This is a genomic window from Treponema sp. OMZ 805 (assembly GCF_050937395.1).
Classification (GTDB): Bacteria; Spirochaetota; Spirochaetia; order Treponematales; family Treponemataceae; genus Treponema.
In genome coordinates, this window is the sequence record NZ_JACCLP010000004.1 from 58,478 (window position 1) to 74,302 (window position 15,825).

Consider the following 15,825-nt stretch of genomic DNA (forward strand, 5'->3'; position numbering starts at 1 on the left):
ACCTTCGCTTTTTTTTAAGAGTATATACAATCTCTATATATGTCAATAAAAAATGAATTTAAAAAACTTTACTCTTGCAATCCAAAACCGTTTCCAGTATAATTTATAATCTTGCTTACAGGCAGCTTACGAAAATTGATATTTTTAGCTGTCGGTTTTTGTGACGTAAAAAAATCTATTAGAAATGAGGTAGAAGAATTATGAGTAGTGATATTTCAAAAATGAGAAATATCGGTATAAGTGCGCATATCGACTCGGGAAAAACAACCCTTTCAGAGCGTATCTTGTTTTATTGCGACCGTATTCATACCATTCATGAGGTACGCGGAAAAGATGGTGTCGGCGCCGTTATGGACAATATGGAATTGGAACGGGAGCGCGGTATCACCATTCAGTCCGCATCGACACAGGTAACATGGAAAGACCACACCATTAACGTTATCGACACGCCCGGACACGTTGACTTTACTATCGAAGTTGAACGTTCATTGCGTGTTTTGGACGGCGCTATTTTGGTACTTTGCTCCGTTGCCGGTGTACAGTCTCAGTCTATCACCGTTGACCGCCAGCTTAAACGCTACCATGTTCCGCGTATTGCCTTTGTTAACAAGTGCGACAGAACCGGCGCTAATCCGTTAAAGGTGCGGATGCAGCTGCGCGAAAAACTGGGACTCAACGCTTACATGATGCAGCTCCCAATCGGCCTTGAGGATAAACTCGAAGGCGTTATCGACCTCGTAACGATGAAGGCGCTTTATTTTGAAGGAGACAGCGGTACCGAGCTCCGCGTGGCCGAAATCCCGGCACACCTTCTTGATGATGCAAAAAAATATCGCGAGGAAATGATCGATGCGGCTTCGATGTTCTCCGATGAGCTTGCAGAAGCATATCTTGAAGGCGCCGAAACGGAAGAGATGATTCGTGCAGCGGTACGTGTCGGTACTTTAAAAGAAGCCTTTGTGCCGGTATTCCTCGGTTCGGCCTATAAAAACAAAGGTATCCAGCCATTGCTCGATGCCGTTACCTACTACTTGCCCAATCCGACGGAAATTACCAATAAGGCGCTCGATTTGGATAAAAATGAAGAACCCGTTGTGCTGACCTCCAACCCCGATGATCCGGTTGTGTCGCTCGGCTTTAAGCTGGAGGATGGAAAATACGGTCAGTTGACGTATGTGCGTATCTATCAGGGAACGCTGAAAAAAGGCGGTGAATTGTACAACACCCGCTCACGCAAAAAGTTCAAGGTTGGACGTCTTGTCCGCATGAACTCTGCCGAAATGGAAGATATTTCCGAAGGCGGCCCGGGAGACATCGTTGCGCTCTTCGGTATCGAATGCGCATCGGGCGATACGTTCTGCGGCGGCGACCTCAACTACGCCATGAGCTCCATGTTCGTTCCCGATCCGGTTATTTCGCTTTCGGTTACCCCCAAGGATAAAAAATCCGCCGACCAGATGGGCAAGGCATTAAACCGCTTTACCAAAGAAGACCCGACCTTCCGCACATACGTTGATCCGGAATCGAACGAAACGATTATTCAAGGTATGGGTGAACTCCATTTGGATGTATATATCGAACGGATGCGCCGCGAATACAAGTGCGAGGTAGAAACCGGTATGCCGCAGGTTGCCTACCGCGAAGCAATCAGCCAGCGTGCGGACTTTAACTACACCCATAAAAAGCAGACGGGCGGTTCCGGTCAGTTCGGCCGTGTTGCAGGCTTTATCGAACCTACCTCCGAGCAAGACTACGAGTTTGTCGATCAAATTAAAGGCGGCGCCATTCCTTCGGAATTTATTCCGTCTTGCGATAAGGGCTTTAGAGCGGCCGTTAAGAAGGGCACGCTTATCGGCTTCCCGATTGTCGGCGTACGGGTTACCATTAACGACGGTCAAACACACCCGGTAGACTCTTCCGATATGGCATTCCAAGCCGCAGCTATCGGCGCTTTCCGCGAAGCGTACAAAAAAGCAAATCCGATCGTTCTCGAACCGATTATGAAGGTTTCAATCGAAGGCCCGCAGGAATTTCAAGGAAATATCTTTGGACTTATTAACCAACGTCGTGGTATAATACTTTCGTCCACTGAAGATGAACAGTTTACCCGCGTTGACGCGGAAGTCCCGTTAAGCGAAATGTTCGGATTTTCAACCATTTTGCGCTCTTCAACACAGGGTAAAGCAGAATACTCAATGGAATTTGCGAAGTACGGCAAAGCTCCCCAAAGCGTTACGGAAGCTTTAATTAAAGCGTACGAAGAAAAACGCAAAGCGGAACAACAAAAATAGGAGGCGGGAAATGGTTAAAGAGGATTTAATCGAACGCAGCGCTGTTCGTAATTTTGAAAAAGCGCTCGGAGGGGCGTTACAACCGGGGGAAATCGGTATTGTAACGGCTAAAAGAGGCGTTGGAAAAACTTCCATGCTGGTTCAGCTCGGATTGGATCAGCTGCTGCAAGGTAAACCGATTGTACATATCTCGTTCAGTCAGCAAACCGATTATGCCATTACATGGTATAACAATATGTTTGACGAAACAGCCGAGAAAAAACACCTTGAAAAAGCTGCTGAATTAAAATCTGAAGTTATCGCACGGCGCATCGTACTCAATTTTAATCAAGATATCGTGCGTACCACTCAGATTATCAAGACCGTAAAGGCGCTGTTTGAAGTAGGTTCAAAGCCTTCCGCACTGATGATCGATGATTTCGATTTTTCTAAAGCGGTTCCCGAAGCGATTCAGCAAATAAAGGCTTTTGCCAAAGAAACCGGTATGTTCGTCTGGTATACGGCTTCCGCCGATGTACGCGAAAAGGCGATCCACCCCGACTTAAAGCCTTATGCCAACGATCTTGATGTTATCCTGTATTTGGAACCGTCGCCGGAAGCGATTAAAATATACGCGCTGAAAGCCCGCGGTAAAGCGAATTTTGATACCGGCTGCAAGCTTGACACCAAAACAATGCTTTTAGCGGAAAAATAACTTTCCTTATAGCCCTGCTCAGTGCCGTAGCTATAAAAACTATTGCAGAAAGCCCTGTCGATTACGTTCGGCAGGGCTTTTTTTATGCGGTGACCATTTGAACCATCTTCAACTGTTGTACATCCGTGTACAACAGTTGAAGGCGAGTTTTGTGCGCGCACAAAACATCGCTGTACTGACAGGAAGTCAGTGGTTCCAAACAGTATCGAGTTTTTCATCAGGAAAACTCGAAGCTAAACAATGTACAAGGATGTACATTGTTTAGCGATGCCATCCTTGGCAGTTCTGTTCGAATAGTCTCAATTTTTCCGCGGGGCTGTTAAAAAAACGGCCTGATGCGTTTTCCCCAGCTCATTTTTGTTTTTCTCTTGACTTTTGAGGGGGGGGGGGGGTATAATGGAAGAAAAGTTCTAAACATGAATCAATTCCATAGTTTGGGACACCTTAACGAAAAAGGAGGGCAAAAATGCCGAATACGACAAAACGTCCGGCGGGAAAGAATCATCCTGCGGATATCCAAAATGCCAACAAAGGAACTAACGGAACCAATATTACCTATGATAAAAATCAAGGTAATCGCGGCGCTCAGTTGAATCCGAATCATGCGCCTAATAACAACGGGCAGAGTAAGTAGGAGATATTGATAATGAAAGTTATAAAAAAATATATCTCCGTTATAAGCGCTATTTTATTACTCTGCCTCGCGATTGGGTGCAAAGGATCTGTTGATAATTCGAAGCCGACACCAACACCAACACCAACGCCGACACCTACGCCAACACCGACACCTACGCCTACGCCAACACCAACACCAACGCCGACACCTACGCCAACACCTACGCCAACACCGACGCCTACACCAACACCTACACCTACACCTACTCCGACGCCGACACCGACACCTACTGCAAACGGGGCGTATGCGCCGACGGATGTAAAGGTTGAACTTGACAGTAACACGGTTAATGGCATAACTATTTCGTGGACAGATACCGGCGCAAAAACTTACTGGGTGTATTACAACACAAGTAACGATTCATCTACAGCAAAAGTTTTGACTGATTATACATTTTTATCAAAGTATTCCGCCACATTATCGGAGACAGGTACCTACTATTTTTGGGTAAGGGCCGCCGACGACTATTCACCATCAAGCAGTTTGAGTAGCTTCAGTAATGTTGCCTCATTATCGTTTACCTATAAAGCTCTTCAAGTACCGACTAATGTACAAGTAGCGCTTTCTACGACAGAACTCAATACGGTTACGGTGAGCTGGACTACGACCGGAGCAGAACGCTACTGGGTTTATTATGGGACAACCAATGATACGGCATCTGCAAAATTATTAAGTAAGAGTGTTTTTTCAACACGTTATTCTAAGACTTTTTCGGCTTCCGCTACCTACTATTTCTGGGTGAAAAGCGCCGACGGATACAACGATACCGACCCGACGAGCGATTTTAGCGCTGTCGTAAGTTATGATTTTGTTCACCAAGATTTACCGGTACCGGCAAATCTTACCGCTGCAAAAGATGGTACCGGAGAATATTCGGGAATAAAACTTACATGGGATTCCACTAAAAGCGCTTGGTATCATGTATACTGGGGAACGGCGGATGATATATCGGCTGCAACAGTGCTTGATAGATTTGTGTTAACCAACTCTACGCGAGTGTATGCAAAGCACAACCATCTCGTTTCCGGTACGACGTATTATTTCTGGGTAAAAAGCGCCGACGGATATAACGATACCGACCCGACGAGCGACTTTAGCGCTGTTGCTTCATATACGTGGACGGAATAAGGCATAAGGCAGCCTGTTCCGAAACGGAAGTCTCGGAACAGGTTTACTCTGCATCTTCCGGTTGAGCGGGATTTTCCGGTTGTGGAACCGAAACAGTCCCGGTTGTGCCCGCCGCTTGGTTAGAGGACGCTTGATCGGAGGCTGTAGGAACCGTAGAAGGAGCGGCTCCGGCATTTGTATTTGAACCGGAAGCAGACGGGGCAGTCCGCACGGAAGCAGGCTCCTGCGGAGCCGAACCGAGCGAGAGGCGTATTGTTTCGTATTCGCTCTTATGTCTCATCTTTAAGTATAAAATCTTACTTCCTGCATTATAGGCATAGCCGGAGGAGTTATACATTTCAAAACGGGCATCGCTCCTAAACGGAATACCATACATCTCAATTCGATAGAACGATCTAATACCGTGCAAGGTAAGATAGTGAGATTGTCCTTCCGGAAAGCGAATTCGCAATACCAAGGTTTTTGAAGTGTTTTCCAAAACCTCGATGTTCTGCGCACAAGTCCACGCCCAAATACCGGCTTCCGCCTGCAACGCGAGCGACTGAGCATGAGGATACCAACTGTTATCCGGTTTTAGCAAAGGATAGAGAGTACCGGCATCCAGCATACTGCTGTCATCGGCAGTAATTACAAGCTGTGTCGATTTGCTGCCGGTTACGGTAAACCCTACGGGCAACCCAGCCGATTCGCTCGAGTATCTCAGCAAAGAGGTTATCAGCATCCGGGCAACGGACTGCCATACCGAAGATTGAACTGCTCCGTACCGCATCAATATTTGTGCAGAAGTTAAAGAGGCTGCACTGTCGATATAGGTGCTGTTATTGCTTAGATATAAACCTTCATTAATCAGCAAGAGGGATTCGGTAATTTTTTTCTCACACAACGGCAGTAAATCTTCAAACAATGCCTTTTGTTCAGGGTAGTAATGCGTACAGTCGAGCCATACTGCCAACAACCCTGCCGCCTGCCGTGCGTCAAGCTGCGCAGCATCCAGCTTTCCTATCAGTCGGAATAAACCTTCTATGCTGCGTTTACTGCCGCGATCGGTTAAAAACGGTATTAAGCTGTCTTGTTCAAAAATTTCAAGCGAATTATCCGTGATAAGGGCAGCATATAACTCTCTTTTTTTTGTGTCGTCAGCTGCCAAACCTACATGGGTTTCCTGTATATTATCGTAAAAAGGATTTGAAAGATATGTTCGAAGGTTCCGCGACAGCGTTTGAGCAGGAGCAGCTTCCATCGCTCCGGCAAATTTGCTGCGCTGTCCCATTTCGGCAATATATGCTGTTAAGGTTTTCTCCGTTATCTGTTTAGATGAAAGCGCCTGCGTACCCGCGCGGATGACTGCCGAGGCAAAAGTGTTCAGCGCCGCCGTATACGATTCCGCAGAAGCCTGCACCATCGATGGGATAGTCGTGATATCGAGCTCTTCAAGCGGCAAATAGGTTTTGTAAGAGGCAATCGGCTGTGTCTTTTCGAGTACCAGATGAGGTCCTTCTAACTGCGCCGCCGTATTTTCCCCATCCGTGTCAAATCCAAAGCTGCCGGTAAACGTATATTGTTTTTTACCGGAACGCACAAAAATCTTATCGTCGGCACGCTCGATACCGGCATTTTGAGTAATTTTCCACGGAAGCAATACTCTTTTTATTCCTTCGGGAAGCATGGCTTCAATCAAGAGGCTATCAACTTCACCCCGCTTTTCGGAAAAAAAAGAAATAACCACATCATCAGAGCAGTGTACCGAAAAACGAGCTTCCGTTTCATAAAATTGGTACGATAGTATACGCATAGGAGAGAGCGTGTCCGCTACATCTACGGCATAAGCAGGATTTTGCTCGCTAATATATAAATCAAGCCCATTCGAGACAACATGCAGAGGTAAAAGAGGAAGCGTCTCGCCCGCTTCGGTACGCTCCTGTCTGCCTGTAACGAGCATAGAGCCTAAACTTAAAGAAAAAGTTTGCCCTTTGGTAAACTGAAGAACAAAAATACCGAAAATAACACTACAATAAAGGACGGTATACGCAACTACTCTGCCGACAATATGCTTCATAGGTTGTTAGTCTAATAAAAGGGGATAATAATTGCAATCCTCCCCTTTGCAAATATACGATACATCTGCGTTGTCGCATCATTAAAAGTGTACACGGATGTACAACTGTTTAACATAACCGCTAGACCAGATTGAAAAACTTGGGTAGACTAGCGGGGTTATGCAAAAGCGAAAGTCTTTGAGCAGTTTCTTTAGTTTTAGTTAATCACCGTTCCGTAGGAGTCTTCATGAAAAATTTGTATGGAAGTATTTCAAAAAAAACCGTATGTATTTGCCTTATAATCGGTATGCTTTCCTGCTTAAGCGCACAGAGTGCAAAACCTCATACACAGTCTAACCGGAAAGTATCCGAAAAGACCGCGGCAACCGACAATACGACGAAAGCTACTGAAGAAATCCCACCGCGTGTTATATTCGGACAGCAGCTTAGTGCATTACTAAGCGAGCAAAAATGGGAAGAAGCCATCGCACTCTTTGACACATTGCCCGAAGAGGACAGAGATTCCCTTTCAATACGGAATTTAAAGGTTGCCGTACTCATTTCAACCGGACGTATAAAGGATGCGGAGACAACGGCAAAAGCTCTGGAAAAACAATATCCCAACGACCTCAATGTTCTGTATTCAATGACAATGATTGCTCAAGCAAAAAAAGATAAAAAAATGCGAAAAACGTATTTAAAAAAGATATTAAAGCTTGAGCCAGATAATGTACAGGCATTACTGGAAGAAGGCATCGATTTTTACGACCAAGGAAACTATAAAGAAGCAGGGAAAACATTCAACAAAATTTTGCAAAAACACCCGAATGATATTGAAGCACTTATTTGGTGCGGTAAGGTGTATTATTTGGATAACAAGATGACGGAGGCGGAGCAATGCTACCTTACAGTCTTGAAGTATCAGCCGAAGAACAGCCTTGCAATTGCCGAATTAGCACGGATAAAATCGGAAACAAATCGCATGGCTGAAGCGATTGCGGATATACAAAAAGCAACTGAATTGGAACCCGATACCGCTTCGCATTGGACAGACCTCGGCTCTTATAATCTACAAATAGGAAGAAGAGAAGAATCACTTGCTGCATTTAACCGCGCCATCGAACTTATTCCCGATTCATATTTTGTCCATATTTACCTTGCGGGATTAAACGATGACCTCGGTAATAAGGAAGATGCGATAAAGCATTACAAAAAAGTAACCGAACTCTATCCTCAATATTACTTTGCGTATGAAGGACTCGGGATTTTGCTGTTTGAAAAAAAAGATTGGGAGGATTCCCGCCGCGCCTTTGTAAATGCCCTGCGTTATGCTCCCACAAATGTCTATTATGCACTATCCGCAACGGTATGCAGCTATAAAATGGGTAAGAAAAAAGAAGCGAAAGATTTTATGTCAAAATATCTTAAAACGATAGACCGCACAAAACACGAAACCGATTACTATCTATGCCGCCTCTTTATCGACTTCGCCGGTGATAGTGATGTCAATAACCGCATCACAAAAGAAAAAGATGAAACGGAACGCTTACGCAAGTTTTTTTATCTGGCTGAATTCTATCGGCTGGCAGGTAAAGGACATCTTGCCGAAAAAGTTCTGCTCGAAATCAAAACAACCCAGACTCCGAGCTTTTTTGAATACCGGCTTGCGGTAAGCGAGCTTACTGCGAATACGGATACTACGGCAAAAAAATAGGACAAGCTCATGAATCAAACGTTGAAACGTATTACCTTAAATGATAAAGAAATCATCTTGCTTGGAACGGCGCATATTTCAAAAGAAAGCATCGATGATGTTGAACAGTGTATCCACGACGAACAGCCCGATTGTGTTTGCGTCGAATTGGATGAACAACGGTACAAAGCGCTTACCGACGAAAAGCGCTGGCAAGAGCTCGATATTATCGAGGTGCTTAAAAGCGGAAAAGGCTTTTTGCTGCTTGCTAATCTCGTGCTTGCCGCTTTTCAGAAACGGATCGGCGCCGATGTCGGGGTTAAGCCGGGGGATGAAATGAAGGCCGCCATTACCGCCGCGAAAGAACTTTCGATTAAAACCGAACTTGTAGACAGGCCGATTCACATCACGCTCAAACGGGCATGGGCAAAGAACAATCTGTGGGGAAAATCGAAGCTTTTGGCAACGCTGCTCAGCAGCGCCTTTTCTACCGAAAAACTCAGCGCGGACGAGATTGAAGCGCTGAAAGACAAAAGCGAGATGGACAGCATGATGGCGGAAATGGCGGAATACTTGCCGCAGGTAAAAGAAGCCCTCATCGACGAGCGTGACCGTTATTTAGCGACAAAAATATGGAATGCGGCAGGAAAGAAAACCGTTGCGGTTTTAGGAGCGGGACACCTTGAAGGTACCGCCGCCTACATCGAAAAACTCCAAAACGGGACAGCGCCGAACGATGTATCCGATATTGCGGACGTACCGCCGAAGAGTGGTTTTGCAAAAATTTCGGGCTGGATATTACCGGCGCTGATTGTGCTGCTTATTGCAGCGGGTTTCATGAAAGGCGGTGTTGCAGCGTCAAGCGCGTTGCTGATGCGCTGGCTACTCTGGAACGGAAGCCTTGCCGCATTCGGCACACTGCTTGCGCTTGGTCATCCGTTGAGCATCATAACCGGCTTTTTGGGCGCCCCGCTTGCAACCCTTAATCCGTTTATCGGCGTCGGCTTATTCACCGGCATTGTTCAAGCATGGGTTCGCAAGCCTCAAGTTGCCGATATGGAAAATCTGACTACCGACGTAACGAGCATTAAGGGTTGGTACAAAAATAAAATTGCGCACATTCTGTTGATCTTCTTTTTATCCAGCCTCGGCGGAGCAATCGGAAACTTTATCGCAGTGCCTGCACTGGTAAGCGGCTTATTATAAGGAAGTGTCCGGCGCGATTGTCATGGAGAGAATGATGGAATCAATTCAAAGTAAGCTTTTAGCGATGCAAGATATATCATATCGGGATTTTAATGCAAAGCTCATCCCTACCGTAGACCCGAAACTTATGATTGGGATCCGAACGCCTCTTTTACGAAAATTTGCGAAAGACCTGTTTAAAACAGAACCGAAGCAGTCTGCTACTTTTATGCAAACCCTTCCGCACCGGTATTTTGAAGAAAACAATCTCCACGCATTCCTCATCGAAAATATCAAAGACTTTGATACCGCCATAACCGAAACGGAACGGTTTTTACCGTTTATCGACAACTGGGCAACCTGCGATACCTTTGTACCGCCGCTCTTTAAAAAATATCCAGATGAGGTATATCAAAAAATTTTGCTCTGGATACGGTCGCCCCGCACTTATACCGTCCGGTACGCCATCAATCTCTTGTTGTCGAATTATCTTGATGACCGGTTTAAACCGGAAATGCTTGAACTCGTTGCCTCTGTAAAATCGGACGAGTATTACATCAATATGATGATTGCGTGGTATTTCAGCTTTGCGCTGATTAAACAGTACGATGCAGCGCTCCCATATATCAAAAAGCAAAGGCTTGCCCCCTTTACCCACAACAAAACCATTCAAAAAGCGATAGAGAGCCGCCGGATTTCTCCGGAAATAAAGGACTACCTGCGAACGCTGAAAGTGTAAAAGAGCCTGCTATACACGCCCGTCGATAAGTGAACAATAACAATATATCGCAAATGTTGCTAGGGTAGGTACGCCACATTGATATTCCGTAACGCATCGAAGAGCTTACGCTTTAACTCATAGTTGCCGCCCGTTAGCTTATCCAATCGGGAACGGGCGATTTTTCTGCCTGAATTATCCTGATAGCTACAGGTACAGGTGGAAGAAATATACCCCTGCATTTCAGCATGACGGATAATCATCGGAATGTCGGCAAGGCAGAGCGGGCGGATAAATGTCAACGGGAATTTATCGAACCTCAGTACCGGAGGCATTGCCGCAAGCTCTCCTTTGGTGAGCGCATTCATCAGCGCCGTTTCAAGGATGTCGTCCAAGTGGTGCCCGAGCGCAATTTTATTAAAGCCGTGTTCCTGCGCATATTTGCTCAGTTCCAACCGGCGCTGGCTGGAGCACCACCAGCAGTTCATCTTTTTGCCGGTTTTAAGCCGCTCTAGTACCGAAATGGTTTTAACGGTTAAATCAATGCCCCAGCTTTTAAAGCGCGCCGCCAATTCAGGGGCAAACTCGGAGCCGATATCCGTAGCAATATGGAGCGCGGCGGCTTCAAAAATCGGATGGCGGCGCTGCAGCCGCGCTGCAAAATATTCCGTAAGGGCGGTCGAATCCTTTCCACCGGAAGCGGCAATCAAAATCCTGTCTCCAGCTTCTATCATGTTATATTCGGAAACAGCCTTATCGATGGTTCTAAACAGCTTGGGGTTTGCCATAGTGAAGAGCCGTATGTGCAAGCAGCCTATTACCGCTGCCGGTATAAAGTGCGGCTTGAAATCATTGATGCCCGTTTGCACCGGCATCTATATAACTGTAGAGCGTGTACTTGGAAATGCCGAAGTGGGTTGAAATCTTATCGCCGGATTTTGTAATTAAAAAAGCACCGGAGTTATTTAAAAACTTAATAGCCGCGATTTTGTCTTCTTTATTCATTAACGCAACAGGCTTACCCACAATACGGACGGACTGTTCGATAAGTTCGTCCAACAAATCGTTGACATTTTGAGGAATATTTTCAGGTTCATTTTTAGTGCTGACGGGTGAAATAAGCTGCTGTAACACATTTTCTGCCATCTGCATCGGCGTAATATCAAGATTGATCGAGAGCACCGCCTCGATTGCATTATCTTCGCCTCTGATAAACATACTACTTGATTTAAGAATGCGCCCGTCCTTTGTTTTGGTCAGATAGCTCAGTTTATCTTCCAACGTTTTATGATCGCTATGCAGCGCCTCAAGCACTACATGAGACGGGCCGTCGCCTAGCTTTCGCATGGTAACATTGCCGTTTTCTATGATAACGATGGAGCTGTTAGTATAGTCAGCCGTCAGATCATGTACAAGAACTTCGCAATTATTACCGAAGTGAATCGCAATACCATGTGCAATTTGTTGTAGCAGCGTAAGGGTGTGTTTGGACATCATACCGTGTAATTCCTTTTATCTTTCATTGTTTTTTAACTGAATATCGTTTTGCAACTTATGTATTGCCTGATTGAGCTGCTGCACCGCGGTGTTTTGTGGATCGGCTTGAATCGCTTTTTGCAGGTATCCAACGACAGTTTCCGTATCGGCGCTTCCTGTCATCAAATAGGAATAAGCGGTTAAATACCATGCAAGTTGCAATTCGGCGGGAGAAAGATCGCCTGTTTCTGCAGCGGCTTTGTACTCATCACCTGCTTTAAGATAATTCCCCTGCTGCGCAAAGCTCTTTGCCCGTATGTCGGCGCTCATCAATACGTACTTTCCTTTGAGTCCCGATTTATTATGAGGATCCAGTGCGGGGACTTGCATGCGTAAAGAATCATAGCGATGCGCCTCCGCATTGCCGACCGTATTTAAAAACTCATCGATCGCACGGGCTTTTTCCGCTCCTTTTGCCGTATTGATACGCTTTCGCGCTTCAACGACGCTTGTCCGCTGTGCAGTCAGCGCTTTGATTTTTTCTATCAACTGAGCTTCTGTTTTTATATCAGCTTCTATAACGGCAGCGGCATACATATCTCGTTCGGCTGTTTGTAGTACGACAAAAGGAACTTCAGGCACTGCATATTCCGAAAACAATAGATAATTCTTTTGCGCCGTCTTTCGTTCACTTTCAGTAGGATTGTGTAACAAGTCGATAAAACGGGCGGCATAGTCCTCCGCTAATTCCGTTTTGCATGATTCGGTAAGGATATTTTTTGAAAACTCTTCCGCTTCTTGTGACCAATCGGAACCGGTAAAGATAAGCAGAATATCCCGACCATCCTTGCCGTAATTTTGAACTTTTCCCCCATCGCGTTTTGCCGAAGAAGTAGAAACACAGCTGCTCACCATAAAGGCAAAGCAGATACATAGTAATCCATATCGATATAATTTATACATAAAGCGATTATATCATTAAACTAACAAATCGCAAAGAGATCTTTTTGTGTATGTCAGTGGGTGGGGATAGTTTATTCCATAACGGTGATTTCGACACGCCGGTTTAGTGCGCGTTCCGCTTCGGTTCTGTTCGACGCAATCGGCTTTGTGCCTCCTGCGCCGCTATAGATGAATACACCGGCCGGGATGCCGCGTTTGGTCAGCTCATCGACAACTGTTTTTGCACGCCGGAGAGAGAGTCCGTGTTGGGTGCTCTTATCGCCGACATCAGCGGTATGGCCTTCAACAAAAAGGTTTTTAAAGGTCAGCGTTTTTAATATGGCGGCTATTTCATTGAGTTTTTTATCTTCTCCGTGTAATAATTCCGCTTTATCTGCCACAAAGTTTACATTCTTCAAATTCAGCAGTATGCCGCGCGGCGTTTCCTGCACATTAAAAATACCGTCTCCCTTATCTTTTATGCGCTCCTTGTTTGAGCTCTCCGGTTTTGCCGGTACGTGCGGTGTTGTCTCGCTTAGCGTTTTCTCAGATTGCCGGACAGGAGGTTTCGCAGGTTTCTTACTGTCGCCAAGTAATGCCGGTACCGGTATGGAGCCGCCGTTATAAACGGTATGCTGTCCGTAGTTATAAAAATGCAGCAAAAAGCCGCGCTGCCGGATTGTTTCGTCACCCTTGTAAAAAAATGTTTCATCGATTTTTTCTCGAATAAAGAGCGGGCGGCTCCGCTCATCCAGATAAATATCCGCCGTCCTGCTTCCTTCCGAACGGAGCATATCAGCATCGCCTAACTGATCTTCACCGTGATACCGCACGGCAAACACCGCCTTTACATAATGAGTATCCTTTCCATTATATTTCTTTTTGCCGATGTATTGATATTCAGCCAATACCGGAATCCGCGTAGCATTTTTTCCTTGCTGTGGACACACTACGATCACACTTTCTGCTGTCCATTTTTTTCCGATATCTTGCAGGTCAAGCTGTTGTGCGGGGCTTGCCGGAAAGTTCCGCAGCAGCGGATAACCCGAGTCTTGTGTAAAGTCCAGTCTGGAATGGTGTAGTCCTGACCGGTTCGCGTTTCCGACTGCCGGATGAGCCGACTGTGTAAAAGCAATCGGTCTAATTTCATCAAGTTTTTTTGCCATACCAACCATATTCTTGCGGGTTTCTTCCAGCACAAAGGCCTCCCCCTCATATCGATAGGCCGGCTCATCGTTATAAACGGCAGCTTTTTCATCAAGGTAGATATACGCTTCCCGATAGGTAAGCCCCGCATACGCGCCGTTTTTGTAAACCGAATAGTCGGCGCGCTCCGAAATGCTGATTCTCCCGTTCGTAAATGCAATAACCGGAATCAATACACAGGCAATAGATAGTATCGGTCGTTTCACTCATTTCTCCTCTAACAAAGCGTTCACTGCACCGGCTCTTATCGGCTGTCTTTATTATCATCGTCAAATAAAAAAAGATAATTACCGCCTCTGCCGCGGTTGCAGATTCCGAGGTATGTTAATAAAGTTAAATTATGGGGTTCCCCTCACTTCGTTCGGGTCGCTACGTCCGCTGTTCCGCTTTCGCTCCATTCCTCCACTTCGTTTCGGAACACCTTCGGTGCAGCTCCCATCGCTAACCCTGCATACAATAAGATTAAAAAAGCTAAAAATTGATTTCCGGGACAAATAGAAGTTGACGATAATTTTACTCCTGTATATACTATAATGTATACGGAGGCGCTGATATGGTTTGTACAAAAGTATTCACAAGTGGAAATAGTCAGGCTGTAAGGATACCGAAAGAATTTCATATTGATGTTTCTGAATTATTCATCAAGAAAATCGGTTCATCAATAATCCTAACACCAAAAGAAAATAATTGGGAAAATCTTGAAAGAAGTCTTTCCGAATTTTCTGATGATTTCATGGCAGAAGGAAGAAGTCAACCGGCAATGCAAGAAAGGGAAGGTTTTTGATGTATTTGCTCGATACAAATATCTGTATTTTTCTCATAAAGAATAAAAATCAACATTTAAAGAAAAAGATATTTAACTGTAAAAAAGAAGAATTATTTCTTTCTTCTATTACAATTGCTGAGTTGGAGTATGGTGTTTCAAAAAGTCAATTTAGAGAAAAAAATCGCCGTGCTCTTCTGAATTTTTGTTCCGATTTTACTAACATAATAGATTTTACGACAGAAGATACAGAAATATACGGGATGATTAGAGCTTATCTTGAAAATAAAGGGATTCCGATTGGACCTTTTGATACACAGATTGCTGCTCAAAGTTTAGCAAGAAATCTGACTGTGGTTACAAATAATACAAGAGAATTTTCCAGAATACCCGGATTAAGAGTCGAAGACTGGACAAAAGAATAATAAAAACCTACCCCAATTCAAATCTGACATTGCAAAGTCCTATACGGGCAATGTAATAGACCTACTCTGAAACTTTCGTTTTCGAATAGATCGACGAATTCTTGCATCACACAAATAGCACCTTAAAATGCAACAGTTGAACAAAGTGTGAGCTTTGGAAACTACTGCATTGATGCGCTGAACGCGTATATGTTAATAAGCGACATCGTCAATTCACACCATCCGTGGCGTAAATTGACTTGCGAGTTTCACAAAAATATAATTTTTGTGAAACGTCGTTGCTGTTTTATTCGCCCGTCATCCTGAAGCGGTTTTGTGCAAACTCGGCATTCACTACTGCCTCAGGACGGCGGTGGTTCCATGCAGAAACGAGATTTGCTTATCGCAAATCTCGCAGGCAAAAATGTACAAGGATGTACATTTTTGACGAACGCACTATTTCAGTGGCTGAAAATAAACCTACGATGCAGGAACAATTCACATCCTTATACTGATGTAACAAGTAGAAACTCTATAAAAGAAAACGATTCCTTAAGGTTTGAAGCAACTTTGCCTGACGGTAAAATTGTAGAAAATTGGTAATCAATGGTGT

14 protein-coding genes are annotated in these 15,825 nt (G+C 44.9%); 9 read left to right on the forward strand and 5 right to left on the reverse strand.

The annotated features are described in order from the left end of the window. The first annotated feature begins 200 nt into the window (after positions 1 to 200). The 4 genes from fusA to HGH47_RS04700 all read left to right on the forward strand — a co-directional run bounded on the left by fusA (position 201) and on the right by HGH47_RS04700 (position 4,789). Positions 201 to 2,291 (forward strand): elongation factor G, encoded by a 2,091-nt coding sequence (gene fusA, locus HGH47_RS04685; RefSeq protein ID WP_212565865.1) that lies wholly within the window; start codon positions 201 to 203, stop codon positions 2,289 to 2,291. Between the two features lie 10 nt (positions 2,292 to 2,301). Next, positions 2,302 to 2,985: a hypothetical protein gene (locus tag HGH47_RS04690; protein ID WP_432910699.1), complete on the forward strand. Its 684-nt coding sequence runs from the start codon at positions 2,302 to 2,304 to the stop codon at positions 2,983 to 2,985. Positions 2,986 to 3,451: 466 nt separating this feature from the next. Beyond that, positions 3,452 to 3,619, forward strand: a complete 168-nt coding sequence (locus tag HGH47_RS04695) for a hypothetical protein (protein ID WP_016522731.1) — start codon at positions 3,452 to 3,454, stop codon at positions 3,617 to 3,619. Between the two features lie 12 nt (positions 3,620 to 3,631). Then, positions 3,632 to 4,789 carry a hypothetical protein gene (locus HGH47_RS04700; protein ID WP_432910702.1) on the forward strand — a complete coding sequence of 386 codons (1,158 nt, stop codon included), beginning with the start codon at positions 3,632 to 3,634 and terminating at the stop codon, positions 4,787 to 4,789. Between the two features lie 43 nt (positions 4,790 to 4,832). Here HGH47_RS04700 and HGH47_RS04705 read toward each other — a convergent pair whose 3' ends face one another. Further along, entirely contained in the window at positions 4,833 to 6,845 is a 2,013-nt protein-coding gene (locus HGH47_RS04705) for a hypothetical protein (protein WP_432910705.1), read from the reverse strand. Positions 6,846 to 7,072: 227 nt separating this feature from the next. Here HGH47_RS04705 and HGH47_RS04710 point away from each other — a divergent pair, with 227 nt between their 5' ends. From HGH47_RS04710 to HGH47_RS04720, 3 genes are read left to right on the forward strand one after another with little or no spacing between them, the layout of a single operon-like run. Beyond that, the gene (locus HGH47_RS04710; protein ID WP_212565860.1) at positions 7,073 to 8,539 is read left to right on the forward strand and encodes a tetratricopeptide repeat protein; all 1,467 of its coding nucleotides are present in this window, start codon (positions 7,073 to 7,075) and stop codon (positions 8,537 to 8,539) included. 9 nt (positions 8,540 to 8,548) lie between these two features. Next, positions 8,549 to 9,724, forward strand: a complete 1,176-nt coding sequence (locus HGH47_RS04715; RefSeq protein ID WP_212565859.1) for a TraB/GumN family protein — start codon at positions 8,549 to 8,551, stop codon at positions 9,722 to 9,724. Between the two features lie 22 nt (positions 9,725 to 9,746). Continuing rightward, positions 9,747 to 10,442 carry a DNA alkylation repair protein gene (locus HGH47_RS04720; protein ID WP_414162754.1) on the forward strand — a complete coding sequence of 232 codons (696 nt, stop codon included), beginning with the start codon at positions 9,747 to 9,749 and terminating at the stop codon, positions 10,440 to 10,442. A 59-nt stretch (positions 10,443 to 10,501) separates the two neighbouring features. Here HGH47_RS04720 and HGH47_RS04725 read toward each other — a convergent pair whose 3' ends face one another. From HGH47_RS04725 to HGH47_RS04740, 4 genes are all read right to left on the reverse strand, one after another. Beyond that, on the reverse strand, positions 10,502 to 11,209 hold the full coding sequence (locus HGH47_RS04725) for an ATP-binding protein (RefSeq protein ID WP_212566510.1): 708 nt from the start codon (positions 11,207 to 11,209) through the stop codon (positions 10,502 to 10,504). A gap of 61 nt (positions 11,210 to 11,270) precedes the next feature. Then, positions 11,271 to 11,918, reverse strand: a complete 648-nt coding sequence (locus HGH47_RS04730) for a helix-turn-helix transcriptional regulator (protein ID WP_212565857.1) — start codon at positions 11,916 to 11,918, stop codon at positions 11,271 to 11,273. Between the two features lie 15 nt (positions 11,919 to 11,933). Beyond that, complete coding sequence (locus HGH47_RS04735; RefSeq protein WP_212565856.1) at positions 11,934 to 12,860, reverse strand: tetratricopeptide repeat protein; 927 nt, start codon at positions 12,858 to 12,860, stop codon at positions 11,934 to 11,936. A 71-nt stretch (positions 12,861 to 12,931) separates the two neighbouring features. Continuing rightward, positions 12,932 to 14,251 (reverse strand): OmpA family protein, encoded by a 1,320-nt coding sequence (locus tag HGH47_RS04740; RefSeq protein ID WP_432910710.1) that lies wholly within the window; start codon positions 14,249 to 14,251, stop codon positions 12,932 to 12,934. 347 nt (positions 14,252 to 14,598) lie between these two features. On the opposite strand from HGH47_RS04740, the gene vapB reads away from it, so the two are divergent. Further along, complete coding sequence (gene vapB, locus HGH47_RS04745; RefSeq protein ID WP_212565854.1) at positions 14,599 to 14,829, forward strand: type II toxin-antitoxin system antitoxin VapB; 231 nt, start codon at positions 14,599 to 14,601, stop codon at positions 14,827 to 14,829. Next, positions 14,829 to 15,233 (forward strand): type II toxin-antitoxin system tRNA(fMet)-specific endonuclease VapC, encoded by a 405-nt coding sequence (vapC, locus tag HGH47_RS04750; protein WP_212565853.1) that lies wholly within the window; start codon positions 14,829 to 14,831, stop codon positions 15,231 to 15,233. The genes vapB and vapC overlap by 1 nt, the downstream gene beginning before the upstream one ends. Positions 15,234 to 15,825: the final 592 nt, after the last annotated feature.